General features: G+C 61.5%; 20 protein-coding genes. 3 read left to right on the forward strand and 17 right to left on the reverse strand.

What is annotated here, in order from left to right; all coding sequences use genetic code 11:
* Window positions 1-109: 109 nt before the first annotated feature.
* The 7 genes from fdhE to C6A77_RS02795 all read right to left on the reverse strand — a co-directional run bounded on the left by fdhE (window position 110) and on the right by C6A77_RS02795 (window position 8,489).
* Entirely contained in the window at window positions 110-1,030 is a 921-nt protein-coding gene (gene fdhE, locus C6A77_RS02760; protein ID WP_114167930.1) for a formate dehydrogenase accessory protein FdhE, read from the reverse strand.
* A gap of 4 nt (window positions 1,031-1,034) precedes the next feature.
* The gene (locus tag C6A77_RS02765) at window positions 1,035-1,691 is read right to left on the reverse strand and encodes a formate dehydrogenase subunit gamma (RefSeq protein WP_114167931.1); all 657 of its coding nucleotides are present in this window, start codon (window positions 1,689-1,691) and stop codon (window positions 1,035-1,037) included.
* Entirely contained in the window at window positions 1,688-2,638 is a 951-nt protein-coding gene (gene fdxH, locus C6A77_RS02770) for a formate dehydrogenase subunit beta (RefSeq protein ID WP_114167932.1), read from the reverse strand. Before fdxH ends, C6A77_RS02765 begins: the two co-directional genes overlap by 4 nt.
* Complete coding sequence (gene fdnG, locus C6A77_RS02775) at window positions 2,638-5,706, reverse strand: formate dehydrogenase-N subunit alpha (RefSeq protein WP_153064658.1); 3,069 nt, start codon at window positions 5,704-5,706, stop codon at window positions 2,638-2,640. The genes fdxH and fdnG overlap by 1 nt, the downstream gene beginning before the upstream one ends.
* Before the next feature lie 156 nt (window positions 5,707-5,862).
* On the reverse strand, window positions 5,863-6,624 hold the full coding sequence (locus tag C6A77_RS02785) for an SDR family NAD(P)-dependent oxidoreductase (RefSeq protein ID WP_114167935.1): 762 nt from the start codon (window positions 6,622-6,624) through the stop codon (window positions 5,863-5,865).
* Window positions 6,625-6,646: 22 nt separating this feature from the next.
* Window positions 6,647-7,432: a TSUP family transporter gene (locus C6A77_RS02790; protein ID WP_114167936.1), complete on the reverse strand. Its 786-nt coding sequence runs from the start codon at window positions 7,430-7,432 to the stop codon at window positions 6,647-6,649.
* Between the two features lie 31 nt (window positions 7,433-7,463).
* On the reverse strand, window positions 7,464-8,489 hold the full coding sequence (locus C6A77_RS02795) for a TauD/TfdA family dioxygenase (protein ID WP_114167937.1): 1,026 nt from the start codon (window positions 8,487-8,489) through the stop codon (window positions 7,464-7,466).
* Window positions 8,490-8,505: 16 nt separating this feature from the next.
* Between C6A77_RS02795 and C6A77_RS25255 the strand changes: the two genes are divergently transcribed.
* The gene (locus C6A77_RS25255) at window positions 8,506-8,817 is read left to right on the forward strand and encodes a hypothetical protein (protein ID WP_133295861.1); all 312 of its coding nucleotides are present in this window, start codon (window positions 8,506-8,508) and stop codon (window positions 8,815-8,817) included.
* 113 nt (window positions 8,818-8,930) lie between these two features.
* Window positions 8,931-10,331 (forward strand): PLP-dependent aminotransferase family protein, encoded by a 1,401-nt coding sequence (locus C6A77_RS02800; RefSeq protein WP_114167938.1) that lies wholly within the window; start codon window positions 8,931-8,933, stop codon window positions 10,329-10,331.
* 331 nt (window positions 10,332-10,662) lie between these two features.
* Here the strand turns inward: C6A77_RS02800 and C6A77_RS02810 are convergent, their stop codons facing one another.
* Window positions 10,663-11,205, reverse strand: coding sequence for a single-stranded DNA-binding protein (locus C6A77_RS02810; protein ID WP_114167939.1), 543 nt, complete (start codon window positions 11,203-11,205; stop codon window positions 10,663-10,665).
* 9 nt (window positions 11,206-11,214) lie between these two features.
* Entirely contained in the window at window positions 11,215-12,609 is a 1,395-nt protein-coding gene (locus C6A77_RS02815; protein WP_114167940.1) for an MFS transporter, read from the reverse strand.
* A 129-nt stretch (window positions 12,610-12,738) separates the two neighbouring features.
* On the opposite strand from C6A77_RS02815, the gene uvrA reads away from it, so the two are divergent.
* Window positions 12,739-15,573: an excinuclease ABC subunit UvrA gene (gene uvrA, locus C6A77_RS02820; protein ID WP_161959642.1), complete on the forward strand. Its 2,835-nt coding sequence runs from the start codon at window positions 12,739-12,741 to the stop codon at window positions 15,571-15,573.
* A 33-nt stretch (window positions 15,574-15,606) separates the two neighbouring features.
* On the opposite strand, the gene bfr is transcribed toward uvrA, so the two are convergent.
* The 8 genes from bfr to rpmJ all read right to left on the reverse strand — a co-directional run bounded on the left by bfr (window position 15,607) and on the right by rpmJ (window position 20,948).
* Window positions 15,607-16,071, reverse strand: a complete 465-nt coding sequence (gene bfr, locus C6A77_RS02825; RefSeq protein WP_114167941.1) for a bacterioferritin — start codon at window positions 16,069-16,071, stop codon at window positions 15,607-15,609.
* A 163-nt stretch (window positions 16,072-16,234) separates the two neighbouring features.
* Window positions 16,235-17,674: a catalase gene (locus tag C6A77_RS02830; protein WP_114167942.1), complete on the reverse strand. Its 1,440-nt coding sequence runs from the start codon at window positions 17,672-17,674 to the stop codon at window positions 16,235-16,237.
* Between the two features lie 172 nt (window positions 17,675-17,846).
* Entirely contained in the window at window positions 17,847-18,233 is a 387-nt protein-coding gene (gene rplQ / locus C6A77_RS02835; RefSeq protein ID WP_003255451.1) for a 50S ribosomal protein L17, read from the reverse strand.
* 42 nt (window positions 18,234-18,275) lie between these two features.
* A complete protein-coding gene (gene rpoA, locus C6A77_RS02840; RefSeq protein WP_003255452.1) occupies window positions 18,276-19,277 on the reverse strand; it encodes a DNA-directed RNA polymerase subunit alpha in 1,002 nt (333 codons plus the stop codon).
* Between the two features lie 22 nt (window positions 19,278-19,299).
* Window positions 19,300-19,920: a 30S ribosomal protein S4 gene (gene rpsD / locus C6A77_RS02845; RefSeq protein ID WP_003257114.1), complete on the reverse strand. Its 621-nt coding sequence runs from the start codon at window positions 19,918-19,920 to the stop codon at window positions 19,300-19,302.
* A 15-nt stretch (window positions 19,921-19,935) separates the two neighbouring features.
* Window positions 19,936-20,325 (reverse strand): 30S ribosomal protein S11, encoded by a 390-nt coding sequence (rpsK, locus tag C6A77_RS02850; RefSeq protein WP_003255454.1) that lies wholly within the window; start codon window positions 20,323-20,325, stop codon window positions 19,936-19,938.
* Between the two features lie 18 nt (window positions 20,326-20,343).
* Window positions 20,344-20,700: a 30S ribosomal protein S13 gene (gene rpsM, locus C6A77_RS02855; RefSeq protein ID WP_003257112.1), complete on the reverse strand. Its 357-nt coding sequence runs from the start codon at window positions 20,698-20,700 to the stop codon at window positions 20,344-20,346.
* A gap of 131 nt (window positions 20,701-20,831) precedes the next feature.
* Window positions 20,832-20,948 (reverse strand): 50S ribosomal protein L36, encoded by a 117-nt coding sequence (gene rpmJ / locus C6A77_RS02860; protein ID WP_002555468.1) that lies wholly within the window; start codon window positions 20,946-20,948, stop codon window positions 20,832-20,834.
* Window positions 20,949-20,972 lie beyond the last annotated feature (24 nt).

Genomic DNA, 20,972 nt, shown 5'->3' on the forward strand with positions numbered 1-20,972 from the left:
GGCCTCTTCGCGGGCGCGCCCGCTCCCACAAGGTTCTGCGCAGGCCTTTGTGGGAGCGGGCATGCCCGCGAATAGGGCGACTCGGTCTTACAGTGTAGACACTCAGCCACTATCCGGGCGCGAGCATCAGGTTCGGTGCCAGGCGATGAAAGCCCTCCTCGTCCAGGCGGATATCCAGCGCCAGGCTGGCCAGGTCGTCGGCCAGCGGTTCAGCCGCCGCATCGTTTTCCAGGTAGTTCTGTTTCAGGTAGCTGTCGCACCCTGGGCAGCACTCGGCGCGCAGCGGCGCCTTGCCCGGCGCATGGCGGTCATCGTCGAGGCTGGTGTAGCGCAGGTCCGTGCTCGACTCGCAGTACACACACTTGACCCGCACCACATGCCATTCGCAGGCGCACAGTGAACAGGCCAGGTAGCGCAGGCCATTGTGCTTGCCACGGTTGCGCACCACTCCGGCCATCGCCGGCGAACCGCAGGCCGGGCACTGGGCAAGGCTGCCAGCGGGCTTGAGTTCGGGCGCGGGCAACGCCAACAGCCAGCTGGACCACGCCGCCTGCAAGGCCGCGCCAATGAACGGCACCAGCGCTGCGGGTACCGCGTCGTACTGGCCGCCGAGCAAGGCGATGCCCCAGCCCTTGCGCTGCTCGCCATCACTGCCGCGCAGCACCTGCAACGCATCACCCAGCGGACCGCCGGTTTCACCCTGAAAGCGCTCGAGCAAAGCCTGCAGCCAGACCAGCCACGGCCCTTCGCGCACCAGGCTGTCGGCCGCCAACGGCGGCAAGCCATGACTTATACACAGGCGCTGACGCTGCTCGGCCACCGGCATGCCAGCAGGCGGGTTATCCACAAGCTGCTGCTGGATACGGCACAACCGCGCGACGAGCTTCAGGTAATCCCCCAGGGCATTGCCATCAGCCAGCTGCTCCAGGCGCGCGGCGCGCAGCTCGAACAGGTTGGCGGGGGGCAGGTGCAGAAACGGTGGCATCACCGCCGACGCTTCGATCTGCCCAGGTTCGAGTATCGTGCTCAAGCGTTCATCCTTCTTTTCGTCCGTGATTGCCTGGCGTCTTGTCGCCAGTCACTTCGCGGTACCACAACTCATGGTGCTTGCGCGCCCAGGCGCGGCTGACCCAGCCATGCAGCATGGCGCCGACCGAGCCCTTGATCCAGATGCCGGCGTAGATGTGCACGATAATGCTGAGGATCAGCACGAACGCCGCCAGGGCGTGAAGCAAGGTGGCGAGGCGAATGGCGCCGATGTCGAAGTAATGACTGAACCAGGCACGCCAGATCACCACGCCGCTGACCAACAGCACCAGCATGCACAGCAACAGGGTCCAGAACAGCAGCTTCTGCCCGGCGTTGTACTTGCCGATCGCTGGCACGCCGTCCTCCCTGTTCAGCATCACCCGATCGATACGCCGCAGCCATAGCCGATCATTGGCAGTGATGAAGTTCGCGCGCCAGAAACGCAACACCAGGCCGAGGAAGAACACGAACATCGCCACGCCCAGAAACGGATGCAGAATGCGCGTCCAAGGCCCGCCGCCGAACAGGTGGCTGAGCCAGAACAGCGCCGGGTGGAACAGCGCCAGCCCGGACAGCCCGGCAAGCATGAACAGGATCGCGACGACCCAGTGGTTGCTACGTTCGTTGGCGTTGTAGCGCAGGATGGGTTTGTTGTCGTTCATGGTCGCTGCTCCCCTTGCCCGCCGGGCTTGGCCGGATCATAGACATGGACCGACGGGTCCACCTGGTGCACGCTTTCATCCTGCGCTGCGGGCTGCTCGTCCTCCTCCACCCGCTGTGGCCCGACCCGCACATAGTGGAAGAACCCGGCCAGTACCGCCGCGCCCATGGCCAGCAGCGCCAGCGGTTTGGTGATGCCCTTCCACAGCCCGACCAGCGGGCTGATAACGGGCTGGTCCGGCAGGCCGGCGTACAGCTTAGGCGTATCGGCATGGTGCAGCACGTACATCACGTGGGTGCCGCCGACGCCGTCCGGGTCATACAGCCCGGCCTGGTCGTAGCCGCGCGACTTCAGGTCGACGATACGTTCGGCGGCATGCACCTTCATCTCGTCCTTGCTGCCGAACACGATCGCCCCGGTCGGGCAGGTTTTCACGCAGGCTGGCTCCAGGCCTACGGTCACGCGGTCGGAACACAGGGTGCACTTGTAGGCCTTGTGGTCCTTCTGCGAGATGCGCGGGATGTTGAACGGGCAGCCGGTGATGCAATAACCGCAACCGATGCAATGGTCCTGGTTGAAGTCGACGATGCCGTTGGCGTGCTTGATGATCGCCCCCGGGCTCGGGCAGGCCTTCAGGCAACCTGGCTCGGCGCAGTGCATGCAGCCGTCCTTGCGGATCAGCCACTCGAGGTTGCCGTCGTCGCGCTCGTGCTCGGTGAAGCGCATCAACGTCCAGGTCTCGGCAGTGAGGTCCTGGGGGTTGTCGTAGGTGCCGTGGTTGTGGCCGACCTCGTCACGCAGTTCGTTCCACTCCGAACACGCCACCTGGCAGGCCTTGCAGCCGATGCACTTGGTGGTGTCGATCAGCTTGGCGACTTCCTGCTGCTGGCGTACCGAAGGCGGCACGGTGGTGGTGGCCGAGCGGGCAATGATGTCTTGGCTGGCCATCAGAGTTTCTCCACTTTGACGAGGAACGACTTGGACTCTGGCGTCTGGGTGTTACCGTCACCCAGGAAAGGCACCAGGGTGTTGGTCAGATAGCCATGCCGCGTGGCCCCGGTGAAGCCCCAGTGCAGCGGGATGCCGATCTGGTGCACGGTCTGGTTGTTGACCTTGAGCGGGCGAATCCGCTTGGTCACCACCGCCACCGCCTCGATATGCCCGCGCTTGCTCGACACCCGCACCCGGTCACCGGCCTTGATGCCCTTCTCGTTGGCCAGCACCTCGCCAATCTCGACGAACTGCTCTGGCTGGGCGATGGCGTTGAGCCCGCAGTGCTTGCTCCAGAAATGGAAGTGCTCGGTCAGCCGGTAGGTGGTCGCCGCGTACGGGAACTCGTCGTGCGTGCCGAGGGTTTCCCACACCGAGTCGAAGACCCGCCCGGCCGGGTTGCTGGTGGCCTTCTTGTTCTGCGGATGCAGCAGGTTGATGCCAATCGGCGTCTCGAACGGCTCATAGTGCTCGGGGAACGGGCCTTCGGCCATCTTGTCGATGGCGAAGAACCGCGCCACGCCTTCGGGGTTCATGATGAACGGGTTCATCCCCGCCTCGGGCGGCGAGTCGACCTTGAAGTCGGGCACGTCGGTACCGGTCCAGGCCTTGCCGTTCCACCACACCAGGCGCTTGTTCTGCGGGTCCCACGGCTTGCCTTGCGGGTCGCTGGAGGCACGGTTGTAGAGGATGCGCCGGTTGGCCGGCCAGGCCCAGGCCCAGTTCTGCACCTGGTGCATGCCGTACGGGTCACTGTTATCGCGGCGGGCCATCTGGTTGCCTTGCTCGGTCCAACTGCCGGCGAAGATCCAGCAGCCGGATGCAGTGCTGCCGTCATCCTTGAGCTGGCCGAAGCCCGCCAGTTGCTGGCCGGCCTTGATCACGGCCCCGGTCGGGTCGGTGACGTCGGCTACCGCCCAGCCATTCATTTCCTTGGCCAGTTCCTCCGGGGATGGCTCTTCGGCAATCTTGTAGGGCCAGCTGATGTTCATCAGCGGGTCGGGGTAGGCGCCGCCCTCGGCCTGGTAGCGTTGGCGCAGGCGCAGGAACAGCTCGCTCATGATGTGCACATCGGTGCGGGTCTCGCCCGGGCCGTCGGCACCCTTCCAGTGCCACTGCAGCCAGCGGCTGCTGTTGACCAGCGAGCCGTCCTCCTCGGCAAAGCAGGTGGTGGGCAGGCGGATCACTTCGGTCTGGATATTGGCCGTGTCGACATCGTTGAACGGCCCGGCGTTGCGCCAGAACTCCGAGGTCTCGGTGGCCAGCGGGTCCATGATCACCAGCCACTTGAGCTTGCCAAGCGCTGCGGTGACGCGGTTCTTGTCCGGCAGCGCGGCGATCGGGTTGAAGCCTTGGCACATGTAGCCGTTGACCTTGCCCTGCCCCATCATCTCGAACATGCGCAGCACGTCGTACGCAGGTACATCGAGCTTGGGCAGCCAGTCGTAGCCCCAGTTGTTTTCTGCCGTGGCATTGGCGCCGTACCAGGCCTTCATCAGGCTGACATGGAACTTGCCGTAGTTCTGCCAATACGACAGTTGCCCCGGGCGCAGCGGCTTGGAGGCGCGCTTGTCGATGTACGCGGCGTAGTCCTGCTCGGCATCGCCAGCCAGGGTCAGGTAACCCGGCAGCGAATTGGACAGCAGGCCGAGGTCGGTCAGGCCCTGGATATTGGAGTGCCCGCGCAAGGCGTTGACCCCGCCACCCGGCATGCCGACGTTACCCAGCAGCAGCTGGACCATGGCCGCACTGCGAATGATCTGCGCGCCGATCGAATGCTGCGTCCAGCCCAGCGCGTAGAGAATCGTCATGGTCTTGCCCGGTACCGAGCAGCTGGCGATCTCTTCCCAGATTTTCAGCATCGCGTCCTGCGGCATGCCACAGGTCATGCTGGCCAGTTCCGGGGTATAGCGGCTGTAATGCTGCTTCATCAGCTGGAACACGCAACGCGGGTGCTGCAAGCTCGGGTCGACCTTGGCAAAACCGTCTTCGCCCAACTCGTAGCCCCAGCCGGACTTGTCGGCGTATACGCGCTTGGCCTCGTCATAGCCGCTGAACAGCCCGTCCTCGAAGCCATAGTTCTCTTTGACGATGAACGACACGTCGGTGTAGTTGCGCACGTACTCGTGCTGGATCTTGTCGTTGCTCAGCAGGTAGTTGATCAGCCCGCCCATGAAGGCGATGTCGGTACCGGTACGGATCGGTGCGTAGTAGTCCGCCACCGAAGCGGTACGGGTAAACCGCGGGTCGACCACGATCAGCCGCGCCTTGTTGTGCGCCTTGGCCTCGGTCACCCACTTGAAGCCGCACGGATGCGCTTCTGCTGCGTTGCCACCCATCACCAGGACCAGATTCGCGTTGGCGATATCGGACCAGTGATTGGTCATGGCGCCACGGCCGTACGTCGGGGCAAGACTTGCCACCGTCGGGCCGTGTCAGACACGAGCCTGGTTATCGAACCCCAGCATGCCTGTTGCACGGATGACCTTATGGGTCAGGTAGCCAGCCTCGCTGGAGGCGGCGGAGGCAGCGAGAAAACCGGTGGTGAGCCAGCGGTTGACCGTTTGCCCCTGGGCGTTCTTCTCGATGAAGTTGGCGTCGCGGTCCTGCTTCATCAGGTCGGCGACGCGGTCGAGTGCCTCGTCCCAGCTGACCCGCACCCATTCCTTACTGCCGGGCTTGCGTACCTGCGGGTACTGCAGGCGGCTCGGGCTGTGGATGAAGTCCAGCAGGCCGGCACCTTTCGGGCACAGGGTGCCGCGGTTGACCGGGTGGTCGGCGTCACCTTCGATATGGATGATGTTCTGTTTGACATTCTTGCCCGCATCGCCCTGGCTGTACATGATCAGGCCGCAGCCGACCGAGCAGTAGGGGCAGGTGTTACGGGTTTCTTTGGTATGCGCCAACTTGAAGTGACGCACCTGCTCGGCGAATGCCGGTGTCGGGGCCATGCCCAACGCCGCAAGGCTCGAGCCTCCAAGGCCGACGGCGGCGACCTTGAAGAACTGCCGACGGTTCAGGTCCATCGTGCACTCCTGATCAGGTGGTGGACGCACGGAACATGGCCGGCGCCTCTTGGTAGTCACGGTGGCGGCCAGTTGATGGCCGCCAACAGGTAAGACTAGCCAAGAATCGCGAAGGTGCGATGACATGAGTCAGCAGAAGGCTCTATCGCAGGCCCATCAACAGCGCGGCAGGTTGCGCACCACGTTCAGCGCCGCGCTGCTCTGGGCCACAGGCATGATTTCGATGGTGTTGATGTTCACATGCGCCGGCTGTTCGGCAATCCAGGCCACCGTGGCGGCAATGTCCTCGGGCAGGATGGCCTCTACGTCGCGATACAAGGCCTGCACGGCATCCAGGTCACCGTTCAGGCGCACCAGCGAGAAATCGGTGCCCGAGCACAGCCCCGGCTCGATGTTGCTCACCCGCACGCGAGTGCCCGCGAGGTCGGCGCGCAGGTTGAGGCTGAACTGCCGGACAAAGGCCTTGCTGGCGCCATATACGTTACCGCCCGGGTAAGGGTAGGTGCCGGCGATCGAGCCGATGTTGATGATCATGCCGCTGTCGGCTTCCACCATCTGCGGCAGGATCTTGTGGGTGACCATGGCCAGGCCGGTGATGTTGGTGTCGATCATCCGCTGCCAGTTTTCTGCGCTGCTGGCCTGGGCACGGTCTACGCCCAGCGCCAGCCCGGCGTTGTTGACCAGCAGGTCGATCTGCAGCGAAGCATCGCGAATCTGCCCGACTGCCGCCTCGAGCGATGCCGGGTCGGTCACATCGAGTGCCAGCGGAATGAAGTTGACGCCCAGTTCGGCTTCCAGCACCTGCAGTTTGTCCATGCGCCGGGCGCCACCGATCACGCGGTAGCCTTTGCCGATCAGGGTACGGCAGATGGCGCGGCCAAAGCCCGAGGAGGCGCCGGTTACGAATGCGGTTTTCATCAGTTTTCTCCTATGGATGGGGTCAGGCCAGGTACTTCACGCCCAGGCTGGTGAACAGGCAGAGCATCGAGAACACCAGCACCTTGCGCACCACTTCGTTGCCCTTGCGCAGGGCCAGGGCGCTGCCCAGGTGGTTGCCGAGGATGTTGCAGGCCACCAGCGGCAAGGCCAGCAGGTAGACGACCTTGCCGGCCATGATGAAGGCCACCAGGGCGCCGATGTTGGATGCAAAGTTGAAGGTCTTGGAGTTGGCCGAGCTGGAAACCAGGTCCATGCGCAGCAGGTAATGGAAGGCGATGATGAACATGCTGCCGGTACCAGGGCCGAAGAAGCCGTCATAGAAACCGATGGCCAGGCAGGTCAGCGGAACCACGGTGAACAGCATGCGCGATGAGAGTTCGCGCTCTTCGACCGGGCGATCCTTGGGCGTGAGGAAGATGAGGATGCCCAGCGGGATCAGCGCCAGGATGATCTTGCCTACGGTTTCCTGGGAGATCGACACGATCAGGTGTGCGCCCAGGTAGGCACCGAGCAGCGAAAACGGCACGCCGACCAGCGCCACCTGCCAGACCATCTTGCTGTTGGCCAGGAAGTTGCGAATGGCCGCCAGGGTGCCAAGGGTACTGACCAGTTTTTCCTGGCCGAGCGCCACTTGCGGCGGCATGCCGACCAGCAGGAAGCCCGGCACTAGGAACAGCCCGCCGCCCCCGGCGATGCTATCGACGAAGCCGGCGACGAAGGCAATCGCGCCCAGCATGAGGATCGCCAGCAGCCAGTGTTCCGCCCAAAAAGCGCCTAACAGTTCCATAAAAATGCTTCCGTCGAGTCAGTGAAAGGGATCAGGAGAGAACTTCGTAGAGATGGTCGGCCCGGGCGAAGTACACCCGGTTCAGGTCGTTGACCGCGAACAGGCGCAACAGCCAGCGGTCGGCGCCATCGTTCTGCGGCTCGAAACCGTCGCGGGCATGCAGCACGCGCTGGTTCTTGAAGATCATGAAGTCGCCCGGCAGCAACAGGTGCGGCTCATCGAAGCGGCGGGTTTCCAGTACGCCGCGCAGGCTGCCCAGGGCCTGCTCGGCGCGCAGGTTCAGGCCGTGGGTGTTCTCGCTGTCGAAGCGGCACAGCCATTCACCAGCGTGGCCACGCACCAGAACCGGCAACTCTGCGGTGCAACGACGCTTGCCGGTGAACGAGTCCGGGCGGCGAATTTCGAATTGCGGCAGGCACAGCTCACGCACGGTCGATGCAGGCAGCGCCCCGACTACCGCATCGAGGTTGACCAGCGTGGTGCTGATCCGCGGGTCGCAGCGCATGCCGAAGAACGACAGGTACTCCGGGCAGCAGGAAGCGCTGGCCAGTGGCTCCGAAGACAGCGGCAGGTCCGGGTTATCCACATGGTAGGAAAAGCGCAGCCGCGAACCATGGGAACTCTTGTGACTGGAAGAATTGCGCGACGGGATCACATGGCGGAACAGGCGGCCATCGTTCTCACCTTCATAAACAACCGGGTTGATGCCCATCAGGCTCTGCATGGTCAGGCTGACCAGGCAGGCAATGGGCGTGCTCCGTGGGCTGAGTACACCGGAATAGGGCGTGGGTGGGATGTCCTGATCACGGGGGCAGTTGCGCACGATCATGCTGGTGAGGTGCGGGTCTTCGACGAAGCCACGGATGCGCTGGCACAGGGCCTTCCCCAGCACTTCCTGCGCCTGGTCCTTGAGCTGTGGATAAAGTTCTTTGCTCGTCTCGAAATCGAGCGGGGTGTTGTTCAGCAGGGTTTGCCAGGCGCTGGAGATGACCCAGGGCAGGCGGATCTCGAGTGAGGTCTGAGGCTCGGCCCCTTGTTGCAGGTGTGCGCTTTCCATTTCGAGTGATATTCCGTTGAGCTGGCTTGAGGCCGTCGGTGTCGTGCTAAGCCGGGCAGAGGCGGCAGACGTTGTATTTTTTGAAGCCGTTCACAGCTGTGCGATGGCAGCGCTGAAAGCCGCTGGGGCATTCGCACATTGCATCGACTCAATCATTGTAATTACAAAACTTGAGTCGATTCAATCCATTTCCAAAGGTGCAAAAACACCTGATTGCATCGAATCAATCAACTTATTGATTTCAAAAGATTTCTACTCCTCTTGCCAAGCAACACGTGCTCTTCAGAAGAGACCGTCGCTTCGCGGACGAGTAGCTGATACCGAATAAGACAAACAAGGAACGACTCAATCGGGGCAATTTACCCGTAAGAAAACACAATTACTTCCATCAGACCTTTCGTGCTAGGCTTCCGCGTTCTCGCAGATTCTGGTGCCATTTCTATGTGGGTTCCTCACTACAGCGACCTGGCGCAGCCGGTCTACCTGATGATCGCCGACGCCTTGGAGCAGGACATTGGCAGTGGCCGGCTGGTGGCTGGCGAACGCTTGCCGACACTCAAGGACCTAGCCGAGTCCCTGAACGTGACCCCCGGCACCATCGGCCGCGCCTATGACGAAGCCGCCAAACGCGGCCTGGTGGTGGGTGAAGTCGGCCGCGGCACGTTCGTGCTGCAGCAACGGCAGCTACAAGGGTCTACCCCTGTGCCGGCCGCACCGTCGAAGCCTGCAACCGCGCAGCGTGAGAGTGGCCAGATCGACCTGTCGATCATCAAGCCCAACGATGCCCACATGACCGACTGGCTGCGCGGGGCCATAAACGAGCTGGCCGCCTCGCCAGACCTGGGGCAGGTACTCGATTACGTCACCGAGGGCGGTCACGCAACCCACAAGCAGGCCGGTGCCGCCTGGATCCAGCGCTGGCTGCCCGAGGCGCGCTGGCAGCAAGTAGTGCTCACTTCAGGTGCCCAGCACGGCCTGCTGGTGGCCATCAGCAGCCTGTCGAAAAGTGACGATGTGGTGCTGTGCGAGTCGTTCTGCTACCCAGGCATCATCTCCCTGGCGCACAGCATGGGCCGCCGCCTGCGCGGCGTAGCCATGGACGAGCACGGCCTGATTCCCGAGGCATTGCGTGCGGCCTGTGTGGAACACCGCCCTTCCCTCCTGGTGTGCGTCACCACCCACCAGAACCCGACCAATTCGATCATGCCCCACGCACGGCGCCAGGCTATCGCCGAGATCGCCCGAGAGTTCGACTTGTTCATCGTTGATGACGATATCTACGGCTTCCTCGAGCCCGCACCGGATTACCAGCCACTGGCCGCTTATGCGCCCGAGCGCTCGGTGTACCTCACCAGCCTGTCCAAGAGCGTATTGCCGGCGCTGCGCATCGGCTATCTGTACGCCCCACCGCAAACCCTCTCGCGGCTGTCGTCGATGGTCCGCAGCAGTGTCTGGATGCCGTCACCGCTGATGGCGCAACTGGCCAGCAACCTGATCAACAGCGGCATGGCCGACCAACTGGTGCGGGTTCAACAGGAAGAAGCAGCCGCGCGCCAGCAAATGGCCCGGGAGATTCTTGGCAAGTACAAGATCCGCAGTCAGCCGAACAGCTTCCATATCTGGCTGGAGTTGCCAGAGCCATGGACCAGCGACGAATTCGCCAACCTGGCGCGCAACAACGGCGTCACGGTAGTCAGTGGCAGCCAGTTCCTGCCAGAACGCAGCCACGCCACCTGCGGCGTACGCATCGCCTTGATGGCGCCCAAGCGCGAGGAATTGGGTTTTGCCTTGACCAAGCTGGTCAGCTTGCTGGATTCGCCGGAGCCGCGGTTGTTCTATTGAAGCGCTGGCTGATTGGACCCACCCTCACAGGATTGCGCCATAGCAGTAACCCACGCGCCCTGTGGGAGCGGGCATGCCCGCGAACACCGGTGTAGCCGGTGCCAGGCACTGTGTTGGATTCTTCGCGGGCACGCCCGCTCCCACAGGGTACGTGCCATTGCATATAAAAAAGCCTCATCACCAAATGGTGGGAATTAGCACCGGTGATGTGCTCGCCGGGAGATAGGCTCAAGGCAGCCCTCACCTTCTCTTCTGGCATTCCCCACAAATGAAAAACCCAGGGCAACTCTGCCCTGGGCTTCTGGTCTTGTCAGACGCCTAACCGTTCAAATCAGAACGGAATATCGTCATCGAAGCTGTCGAAGTCAGCCGCCGGCTGCGGGGCTGGCTGCTGCGGTGCCGGGCGCTGCGGAGCCTGCTGCGGACGCGGAGCCTGCTGGCGTGGAGCCTGGTTGTACTGTTGCTGCTGGCCGCCACCGTAGTTGCCGCCACCCTGGTTGTACGGGTCACCGCCCTGCTGCTGACCCTGTGGGCGACCGCCGAGCAACTGCATGGTGCCGTTGATGTCGACGATGATTTCGGTGGTGTAGCGCTTGATACCGTCTTTTTCCCATTCGCGGGTCTGCAGCTTGCCTTCGATGTAGCACTGCGAACCCTTGCGCAGGTATTCGCCGGCAATTTCGGCAACCTTGCCGAACAGCGACACACGGTGCCACTCGGTACGCTCGACCTTCTGGCCCGACTGCTTGTCGGTCCACTGCTCGCTGGTGGCCAGGCTCAGGTTGGTCACGGCGTTACCGTTGGGCAGGTAGCGGACTTCGGGATCCTGGCCACAGGTGCCGACCAGAATGACTTTGTTAACCCCACGGGCCATAACGTTCTCCTAGGCTTCGCACGCCGAAGAGGCCGGGTTCACCAGGCGCTCGAGGGTCGTACGGTCCAAAATTTTCGTATCCAGTTTGATATAGATGGCAGCTTCTTCTGCTACCACGACGGCGTCGGTCACACCCGGCACGGCCATCAGGCGCTCGGTCAGGCCGGCTTCCCGGACTGCTTCTGGCGTCAGTGGCATGCGCAGGCTGGTCACATAGGGCGGCTCGTTCATGCGCAAGGCAACGACCAACCAGATGGCACACAGTACCGCACAACCGAGGAACACCATGTTCAGCCCGCCGTGCTGGAACAACCAGCCACCGAGGATTCCTCCCAAGGCAGCGCCGAGGAACTGGCTGGTGGAGTAAACCCCCATGGCCGTTCCCTTGCCACCTGCAGGCGACACCTTGCTGACCAGCGAAGGCAGCGATGCCTCCAGCAGGTTGAATGCAGTAAAGAATACCACGGTGCCAATCACCAGTCCGCGCAAACCGTCAGCCCACTGCCAGAAGAACACCTCCACCAGCAGCAACACGCTGACCGCGCCAGCCAGCACGCGTTTCATCTTGCGCTTTTTCTCGCCGTAAATGATAAACGGGACCATTGCAAAAAATGAGATGAACAACGCGGTCAGGTATACCCACCAGTGCTGCTCCTTCGGCAGGCCGCCACGCTCGACGAAAGCCAGCGGCAGCGCGACGAAGCTGGCCATGAGGATGGCGTGGAGGATGAATATGCCCACGTCCAGGCGCAGAAGGTCCGGATGACGCAGGGTCGGGCCGATGGCCTGGCGCGCCACGCCCGATTCACGGTGCTGCAGAATGCTGTGGGCATTGGGTACGACAAAGGCGATCAGCAGAATGCCGACCAGGGCAAGTCCTGCCGTGGCGAGGAACAATCCTGACAACCCGAAGGCACTGGTCAACAATGGCCCGACGACCATGGCGACAGCGAACGACAGGCCGATGCTCATGCCAATCATCGCCATGGCCTTGGTCCGGTGCTGCTCGCGGGTAAGGTCGGACAGCAACGCCATGACCGCTGCGGAAATCGCCCCGGCCCCCTGCAGGATACGCCCGGCGATTACGCCCCAGATCGAGTCGGCCTGGGCCGCCAGCACACTGCCCAGGGCGAAGATTACCAGCCCCAGGTAAATGACCGGCCGGCGGCCGATGCGGTCGGAAATCATCCCGAACGGGATCTGCAGTACGGCCTGGGTCAGGCCATAGGCACCGATGGCCAGGCCGATCAGCGCAGGCGTGGCGCCGGCCAGGTCCATGCCGTAGGTGGCCAGCACCGGCAAGACCATGAACATGCCCAGCATACGAAAGGCAAAGACCAGGGCCAGGCCGCCAGCAGCGCGGGTTTCGTCGCCACTCATGCGCTCGTTGTGGGTGTCGTGCATGGATTAATCTCGTGTGAACCGGCGGCGATTCTATCAGTCCGACAGCTTGACGGCATCTACGCGACGCTTTGCCGCGTACTGGCAGCGCGCCGTATACTTCCTTGTTTATGCCCGCCGAGCGAGGCCGCAGTGGACAAGATCCTGATTCGTGGGGCACGTACCCACAACCTGAAGAACATCGACCTGACCCTGCCCAGGGACAAGCTGATCGTGATCACCGGCCTGTCCGGTTCCGGCAAGTCATCCCTAGCGTTCGACACCCTGTACGCCGAAGGCCAGCGCCGCTATGTGGAATCGCTGTCGGCCTATGCCCGGCAGTTCCTGTCGATGATGGAAAAGCCCGATGTCGACACCATCGAAGGCTTGTCACCGGCCATTTCCATCGAGCAGAAGTCGACCTCGCACAACCCCCGCTCCACGGTCGGCACCATCACCGAGATTTACGACTACCTGCGCCTGCTGTACGCCCGCGTCGGCACCCCACGCTGCCCGGACCACGATATCCCGCTGGAGGCGCAAACGATCAGCCAGATGGTCGACCTGGTGCTCGAACGCCCGGAAGGCAGCAAGCTGATGCTGCTCGCGCCGGTGGTGCGCGAACGCAAAGGCGAGCACCTGGCGGTGTTCGACGAGCTGCGCGCCCAGGGCTTCGTGCGTGCCAGGGTCAATGGCAAGCTCTACGAACTCGATGAACTGCCCAAGCTGGACAAGCAGAAGAAACACAGCATCGATGTGGTGGTGGACCGTTTCAAGGTTCGCGCCGACCTGCAACAGCGCTTGGCCGAATCGTTCGAAACCGCGCTCAAGCTGGCCGACGGTATCGCCCTGGTGGCGCCGATGGACGACGAACCCGGCGAAGAGACGATCTTTTCCGCGCGCTTCGCCTGCCCGGTCTGTGGCCATGCCATCAGCGAGCTGGAACCGAAGCTGTTCTCCTTCAACAACCCGGCCGGCGCTTGCCCGACCTGCGATGGCCTGGGGGTGAAGCAGTTCTTCGACACCAAGCGCCTGGTCAATGCCGAGCTCACCCTGGCCGAAGGCGCGATTCGTGGCTGGGACCGGCGCAACGTGTACTACTTCCAGATGCTCGGTTCGCTGGCCGCGCACTACGGCTTCAGCCTGGAGGAACCGTTCGGCGAACTGTCGGCCGAGCACCAGAAGGTGATTCTGCAGGGCAGCGGCAAACAGAGTGTCGATTTCAAGTACCTCAACGACCGTGGCGACATCGTCAAGCGTTCGCACCCGTTCGAAGGCATCGTGCCGAACCTGGAACGCCGCTATCGCGAGACCGAATCGGCCACTGTGCGCGAAGAACTGGCCAAGTACCTTGGCACTCAGCCATGCCCGGACTGCCGCGGCACGCGCCTGCGCCGTGAGGCTCGTCATGTGTGGGTGGGCGAGAAGACCCTGCCGGCGGTGACCAACCTGCCGATCGGTGAAGCCAGCAACTACTTCGGCGACCTGACCCTCACCGGCCGCCGGGGCGAAATCGCGGCGAAGATCCTCAAGGAAATCTGCGAGCGCCTGCAGTTTCTGGTCAACGTCGGCCTCGACTACCTTACCCTCGACCGCAGCGCCGATACCCTGTCTGGCGGCGAAGCGCAGCGTATCCGCCTTGCCAGCCAGATCGGCGCCGGCCTGGTGGGGGTGATGTACATCCTCGACGAGCCGTCCATCGGCCTTCATCAGCGCGACAACGACCGCTTGCTGGCCACCCTCAACCACCTGCGCGACCTGGGTAACACGGTGATCGTGGTGGAACACGACGAGGACGCCATTCGCTTGGCCGACTATGTGGTGGACATCGGCCCAGGGGCCGGTGTGCACGGCGGGAAGATCGTCGCCGAGGGCTCGCCGCAGGAGGTCATGGCCCACCCTGATTCGCTGACCGGCAAGTACCTTTCCGGGCGCAAGAAGATCGCTGTGCCGGCCAAGCGCACCCCACGCAACAAAAAGCTGCAGCTCAAGCTCAAAGGGGCGCGGGGCAACAACCTGCAGAACGTCGACCTGGAAATCCCGATCGGCCTGCTGACCTGTGTGACCGGGGTGTCCGGGTCGGGCAAATCAACCCTGATCAACAATACCTTGTTCCCGCTGGCGGCCACGGCACTGAATGGTGCAAGCAGCCTTGAGGCGGCGCCGCATGCCAGCATGGATGGCCTGCAGCACCTGGACAAGGTGGTGGATATCGACCAGAGCCCGATCGGCCGAACGCCCCGCTCGAACCCGGCAACCTACACCGGTATTTTCACGCCGATCCGCGAGCTGTTCTCCGGCGTGCCGGAATCGCGTTCGCGCGGCTATGGCCCGGGGCGCTTCTCGTTCAACGTCAAGGGCGGCCGCTGCGAAGCCTGCCAGGGCGATGGCCTGATCAAGGTAGAGATGCACTTCCTGCCCGACATCTACGTGCCGTGCGATGTGTGCAAGAGCAAGCGCTACAACCGCGAAACCCTGGAAATCAAATACAAGGGCAAGAACATCCACGAGGTGCTGGAAATGACCATCGAGGATGCCCGCGAGTTCTTCGACGCGGTACCGGCGCTGGCGCGCAAGCTGCAGACGTTGATGGATGTAGGGCTTTCATACATCAAGCTGGGGCAGTCGGCGACCACGCTGTCGGGCGGTGAAGCGCAGCGGGTAAAGCTGTCGCGCGAACTGTCCAAACGCGATACCGGCAAGACCCTGTATATCCTCGACGAGCCGACCACGGGCCTGCACTTCGCCGATATTCAGCAACTACTGGATGTGCTGCATCGTCTGCGCGACCACGGCAATACCGTGGTGGTGATCGAGCACAACCTGGATGTGGTCAAGACTGCGGACTGGCTGGTGGACCTGGGGCCGGAGGGTGGTTCCAAGGGGGGGCAGATCATTGCCTGCGGAACGCCGGAAGAGCTCAGCGAGATGAAGCAGTCGTATACCGGGCATTACCTGAAACCGCTGCTGGAGCGGGATCGGGCGTAAGGCCATGGGGGCTGCAACGCAGCCCCCGTCTTTTTACATCTGCGACTGCAGGTAATTCTCCAGGCCGATGGCCTTGATCAGCCCCTGCTGCTTCTCCAGCCAGTAGGTATGATCTTCTTCGGTATCAGCCAGCTGCGCCCGCAGGATGTCGCGGCTGATGTAGTCCTTGTGCAGTTCGCACAGCTCGATACCTTTGCACAGCGCAGCGCGCACCTTGTACTCGAGCTTCAGGTCAGCCTCGATCATTTCCGGTACGGTAGTGCCCACTTCCAAGTCGTCCGCACGCATGTCTGGAGTGCCTTCGAGCATGAGGATGCGGCGCATCAGGGCATCGGCGTGCTGCGTTTCTTCTTCCATTTCGTGGTTGATGCGCTCGTAGAGCTTGGCCAGGCCCCAGTCTTCGTACATACGCGAGTGAATGAAGTACTGGTCGCGTGCTGCCAGTTCGCCCTTCAGCAGCGTGACGAGGTAGTTGATTACGTCCGGGTGACCTTGCATCGCCCTGTTTCTCCATGTGAAAACGTCTATGCCACATAGTGTGAACCAGCTTTTGCCTTCGGTCACTGAAAAACGCGCAATTAGAAGCAAAAAATCGGTTAAACAGTAGTGATATTCATTGAAAAACCGCCCAAATGAGGGCGGTTCTTCTTATCACTTCGACTTAAGCGAGATTGACGCCCAAGGCCTTGGCAATCCCCTCGCCGTAGGCCGGGTCGGCCATGAAGAAGTACTGCAGCTGACGCTGCACGACATCCTCGCTGACCCCTGCCAGGGTCCCGGCAATGTTGCTGATCAGCAGGGCTTTCTGCTCATCGCTCATCAGGCGGAACAATGCACCGGCGTGGCTGTAGTAGTCGGTGTCCTCGCGGTGGTCGTAGCGGTCAGCGGAACCATTCAGGGCCAGTGCAGGCTCGGCATGGCGTGGCGACTGCTTGGGCGCATCGCTGTAACTGTTGGGCTCGTAGTTCGGCGCGCTACCGTAACTGCCGACAGCCATCGACCCATCACGCTGATAGCTGTTGACCGGGCAGCGCGGCGCGTTGACCGGCAGTTGCTGGTGGTTGGTGCCCACGCGGTAGCGGTGCGCGTCAGCGTAGGCAAATACCCGACCTTGCAGCATGCGGTCCGGCGACAGACCGACACCCGGTACCATGTTGCTCGGGCCAAACGCAGCCTGCTCGACCTCAGCGAAGTAGTTGAGCGGGTTGCGGTTGAGTTCCAGCACGCCTACCTCGATCAACGGGTAGTCCTTCTGCGACCAGGTCTTGGTCACATCGAAAGGGTTTTCATCACGGCTGGCAGCCTCAGCTTCGCTCATCACCTGGATGCATACAGTCCAGCGCGGGTAATCGCCCCGCTCGATGGCCTCGAACAAATCGCGCTGGGCGTAATCCGGGTCAGTGCCAGCCAGGCGTGCGGCGTCTGCCGGAGCAAGGTTCTTGATGCCTTGCTGGGTCTTGAAGTGCCATTTGACCCAGGTGCGCTCACCCGCAGCGTTGATCAGGCTATAGGTGTGGCTGCCAAAGCCGTGCATGTGACGGTAGCCATCCGGAATGCCACGATCAGAGAACAGGATGGTGATCTGGTGCAGCGCCTCCGGGGAGTGCGACCAGAAATCCCACATCATCTGGGCATTCTTCAGGTTCGATTGCGGATGGCGTTTCTGGGTGTGGATGAAATCCGGAAACTTCAGCGGGTCACGGATGAAGAACACCGGCGTGTTGTTGCCGACGATGTCCCAGTTGCCTTCCTCGGTGTAGAACTTCACGGCAAAACCGCGCGGGTCGCGTTCGGTATCCGCAGAGCCACGCTCGCCACCAACGGTGGAGAAGCGCAGGAAGGTCTCGGTCTGCTTGCCAATCTGCTCAAACAGCTTGGCACTGGTGTAGGCGGTGATATCGCGGGTAACGGTAAAGGTGCCATAAGCGCCCGAGCCCTTGGCGTGCACGCGGCGCTCAGGAATGTTCTCGCGGTTGAAATGGGCAAGCTTCTCGATCAGGTGGAAGTCGTCGAGCAGCAACGGGCCACGCGGGCCGGCGGAACGGGAATTCTGGTTATCGGCTACGGGTGCACCGCTGGCGGTGGTGAGAATCTTGCTCATGGGCTCTCCATATCGGTCTTCAAATGCCGGCTTGGCGGCTGTGGAGAGAGTATTGACGAGCCATGTTACAGACACAAATTCATTACATGTCTTGTATCAATAGAAATAAACAATATATGCAGAAACAAAAAACCGGGCACTAGGCCCGGTTCTTTGCAGCAGACAGAACGTCTTACTCAGCAGCTTCTACAGCACCGCCGACAGGACGATCAACCAGCTCGACGTACGCCATAGGCGCGTTGTCGCCAGCGCGGAAACCGCACTTCAGGATGCGCAGGTAGCCGCCCTGACGAGTGGCGTAACGCTTGCCCAGGTCGTTGAACAGCTTACCAACGGCGGACTTCGAACGGGTACGGTCGAAGGCCAGACGACGGTTAGCTACGCTGTCTTCCTTGGCCAGGGTGATCAGCGGCTCGGCAACGCGGCGCAGTTCCTTGGCTTTCGGCAGGGTGGTTTTGATCAGCTCGTGCTCGATCAGCGACACTGCCATGTTCTGGAACATAGCCTTGCGGTGAGAGCTGGTACGGCTCAGGTGACGTCCACTTTTACGATGACGCATGATTCATTCCTTACCAAACACTACGTTCGGTGATTACGACGATCAGGCGGTCGCCTTGTCGTCTTTCTTAAGACTTGCAGGCGGCCAGTTGTCGAGGCGCATGCCGAGAGACAGACCACGAGAGGCCAGGACGTCCTTGATTTCAGTCAGGGACTTCTTGCCCAGGTTAGGAGTCTTCAACAGCTCTACTTCGGTACGCTGAATCAGGTCGCCGATGTAGTAGATGTTCTCCGCCTTCAGGCAGTTGGCCGAACGTACAGTCAGTTCCAGGTCGTCAACCGGACGCAGCAGGATCGGATCGATCTCGTCTTCCTGCTCGACTACGACAGGCTCGCTGTCACCCTTGAGGTCGACGAACGCGGCCAGCTGCTGTTGCAGGATGGTCGCAGCGCGGCGGATAGCCTCTTCAGGATCCAGGGTGCCGTTGGTTTCCAGATCAATGACCAGCTTGTCCAGGTTGGTACGCTGTTCAACACGGGCGTTCTCGACCACGTAGGCGATACGACGCACCGGGCTGAACGAAGCGTCCAACTGCAGACGGCCAATGCTACGGCTTTCGTCTTCGTCGGTTTGACGGGAGTCGGCCGGCTCGTAACCACGACCACGAGCTACGGTGAGCTTCATGTTCAGGGCGCCGTTCGACGCCAGGTTCGCGATTACGTGATCGGGGTTGACGATCTCGACATCGTGATCCAGCTGAATATCGGCAGCGGTAACCACCCCCGAACCCTTTTTCGACAAGGTCAGCGTAACTTCGTCACGACCGTGCAGTTTGATAGCCAGGCCTTTCAGGTTCAACAGGATTTCAATGACGTCTTCCTGAACACCTTCGATCGCGGAGTACTCGTGGAGTACGCCGTCGATCTCGGCCTCGACTACTGCACAGCCAGGCATGGAGGACAACAGGATGCGACGCAGCGCGTTGCCCAGGGTATGGCCGAAACCACGCTCGAGAGGCTCGAGCGTAATCTTGGCGCGGGTCGGACTGACTACCTGCACATCAATGTGGCGGGGAGTCAGGAACTCATTTACCGAAATCTGCATGGATGCACCTATTTTCTAGCCCTTACTTGGAGTAGAGCTCGACAATCAGGTTCTCGTTGATGTCGGCAGACAGGTCGCTGCGAGCAGGAACGTTCTTGAAAACGCCCGACTTTTTAGCAGCATCCACATCAACCCACTCAACGCGGCCACGCTGGGCGCACAGTTCAAGGGCTTGAACAATGCGCAGCTGGTTCAGCGACTTCTCGCGAACCGCGACCACGTCACCCGGACGAACTTGGTAGGATGGAATGTTCACAGTCTTACCGTTGACGCTGATCGCTTTGTGCGAAACCAGCTGACGCGACTCGGAACGAGTCGAGCCGAAGCCCATACGGTAGACGACGTTATCCAGACGGCACTCGAGCAGTTGCAGCAGGTTCTCACCGGTTGCGCCTTTTTTCGAGGCTGCAGCCTGGTAGTAACCGCGGAACTGACGCTCCAGAACACCGTAGATACGACGAACTTTTTGCTTCTCGCGCAGCTGGGTACCGTAGTCGGACTGACGGCCACGGCGCTGGCCGTGGATACCTGGGGCTGCTTCGATGTTGCACTTCGATTCCAGAGCGCGAACGCCGCTCTTCAGGAACAGGTCAGTGCCTTCACGACGAGACAGTTTGCATTTTGGACCAATGTAACGTGCCATTTATCTGTCTCCTGATTACACGCGACGCTTCTTCGGCGGACGGCACCCGTTATGCGGGATTGGCGTCACGTCGGTGATGCTGGCGATCTTGTAGCCGCAGCTGTTCAGTGCACGAACGGCGGACTCACGACCTGGACCTGGACCCTTGACGTTTACGTCGAGGTTCTTCAGACCGTATTCCAGCGCAGCTTGACCAGCACGCTCAGCAGCGATCTGGGCTGCGAACGGGGTGGATTTGCGCGAACCACGGAAACCCGAACCACCGGAGGTCGCCCAGGACAAAGCATTGCCCTGACGGTCGGTGATGGTCACGATGGTGTTGTTGAAAGAAGCGTGGATGTGGGCGATGCCATCAACCACTGTCTTTTTGACTTTCTTACGAGGACGAGCAGCAGGTTTTGCCATGTCTATATTCCTGGGCGATTACTTGCGGATCGGCTTACGCGGGCCCTTACGGGTGCGTGCGTTGGTCTTGGTGCGCTGACCGCGAACCGGCAGACCTTTACGATGACGCAGGCCGCGGTAGCAACCCAGGTCCATCAAGCGCTTGATCTTCATGTTGATGTCACGACGCAGGTCACCTTCGGTGGTGAACTTCGCGACTTCGCCACGCAGGGTTTCGATTTGCTCGTCGCTCAGATCCTTGATCTTAGCGGCTGGGTTGACACCAGCGTCTGCACAGATCTTCTGTGCAGTAGTGCGACCGACACCATAGATGTAGGTCAGCGAGATAACAGCATGCTTGTTATCTGGAATGTTGACGCCTGCAATACGGGCCATTCAGTGGGACTCCAATTGACAGCTACCTACGCCCCGGAAGCCAAGAAATAGGGCGCGAGATAATATCGCTGTAGAAACGAATAATCAACCCAGCAGCACACTAGCTGCTGGGTTTGAAGCGCAGATCACACTCAGCCTTGGCGCTGTTTGTGACGCGGTTCCGCGCTGCAGATCACTCGTACGACGCCTTCGCGACGGATGATCTTGCAGTTACGGCACAGCTTTTTCACCGATGCACGAACTTTCATTACCGACTCCTCGAACCTTAGGGG

It is taken from the genome of Pseudomonas sp. AFG_SD02_1510_Pfu_092 (assembly GCF_003331055.1).
GTDB lineage: Bacteria > Pseudomonadota > Gammaproteobacteria > Pseudomonadales > Pseudomonadaceae > Aquipseudomonas.

Coding starts and splice junctions, on each gene's coding strand:
- C6A77_RS02765 (WP_114167931.1), bottom strand. CDS start 1,691: ATGAACGACAACAAACCCATCCTGCGCTACAACGCCAACGAACGTAGC.
- fdxH (WP_114167932.1), bottom strand. CDS start 2,638: ATGGCCAGCCAAGACATCATTGCCCGCTCGGCCACCACCACCGTGCCG.
- C6A77_RS02785 (WP_114167935.1), bottom strand. CDS start 6,624: ATGAAAACCGCATTCGTAACCGGCGCCTCCTCGGGCTTTGGCCGCGCC.
- C6A77_RS02790 (WP_114167936.1), bottom strand. CDS start 7,432: ATGGAACTGTTAGGCGCTTTTTGGGCGGAACACTGGCTGCTGGCGATC.
- C6A77_RS02795 (WP_114167937.1), bottom strand. CDS start 8,489: ATGGAAAGCGCACACCTGCAACAAGGGGCCGAGCCTCAGACCTCACTC.
- C6A77_RS02800 (WP_114167938.1), top strand. CDS start 8,931: ATGTGGGTTCCTCACTACAGCGACCTGGCGCAGCCGGTCTACCTGATG.
- C6A77_RS02810 (WP_114167939.1), bottom strand. CDS start 11,205: ATGGCCCGTGGGGTTAACAAAGTCATTCTGGTCGGCACCTGTGGCCAG.
- C6A77_RS02815 (WP_114167940.1), bottom strand. CDS start 12,609: ATGCACGACACCCACAACGAGCGCATGAGTGGCGACGAAACCCGCGCT.
- bfr (WP_114167941.1), bottom strand. CDS start 16,071: ATGCAAGGTCACCCGGACGTAATCAACTACCTCGTCACGCTGCTGAAG.
- C6A77_RS02830 (WP_114167942.1), bottom strand. CDS start 17,674: ATGAGCAAGATTCTCACCACCGCCAGCGGTGCACCCGTAGCCGATAAC.
- rplQ (WP_003255451.1), bottom strand. CDS start 18,233: ATGCGTCATCGTAAAAGTGGACGTCACCTGAGCCGTACCAGCTCTCAC.
- rpoA (WP_003255452.1), bottom strand. CDS start 19,277: ATGCAGATTTCGGTAAATGAGTTCCTGACTCCCCGCCACATTGATGTG.
- rpsD (WP_003257114.1), bottom strand. CDS start 19,920: ATGGCACGTTACATTGGTCCAAAATGCAAACTGTCTCGTCGTGAAGGC.
- rpsK (WP_003255454.1), bottom strand. CDS start 20,325: ATGGCAAAACCTGCTGCTCGTCCTCGTAAGAAAGTCAAAAAGACAGTG.
- rpsM (WP_003257112.1), bottom strand. CDS start 20,700: ATGGCCCGTATTGCAGGCGTCAACATTCCAGATAACAAGCATGCTGTT.
- rpmJ (WP_002555468.1), bottom strand. CDS start 20,948: ATGAAAGTTCGTGCATCGGTGAAAAAGCTGTGCCGTAACTGCAAGATC.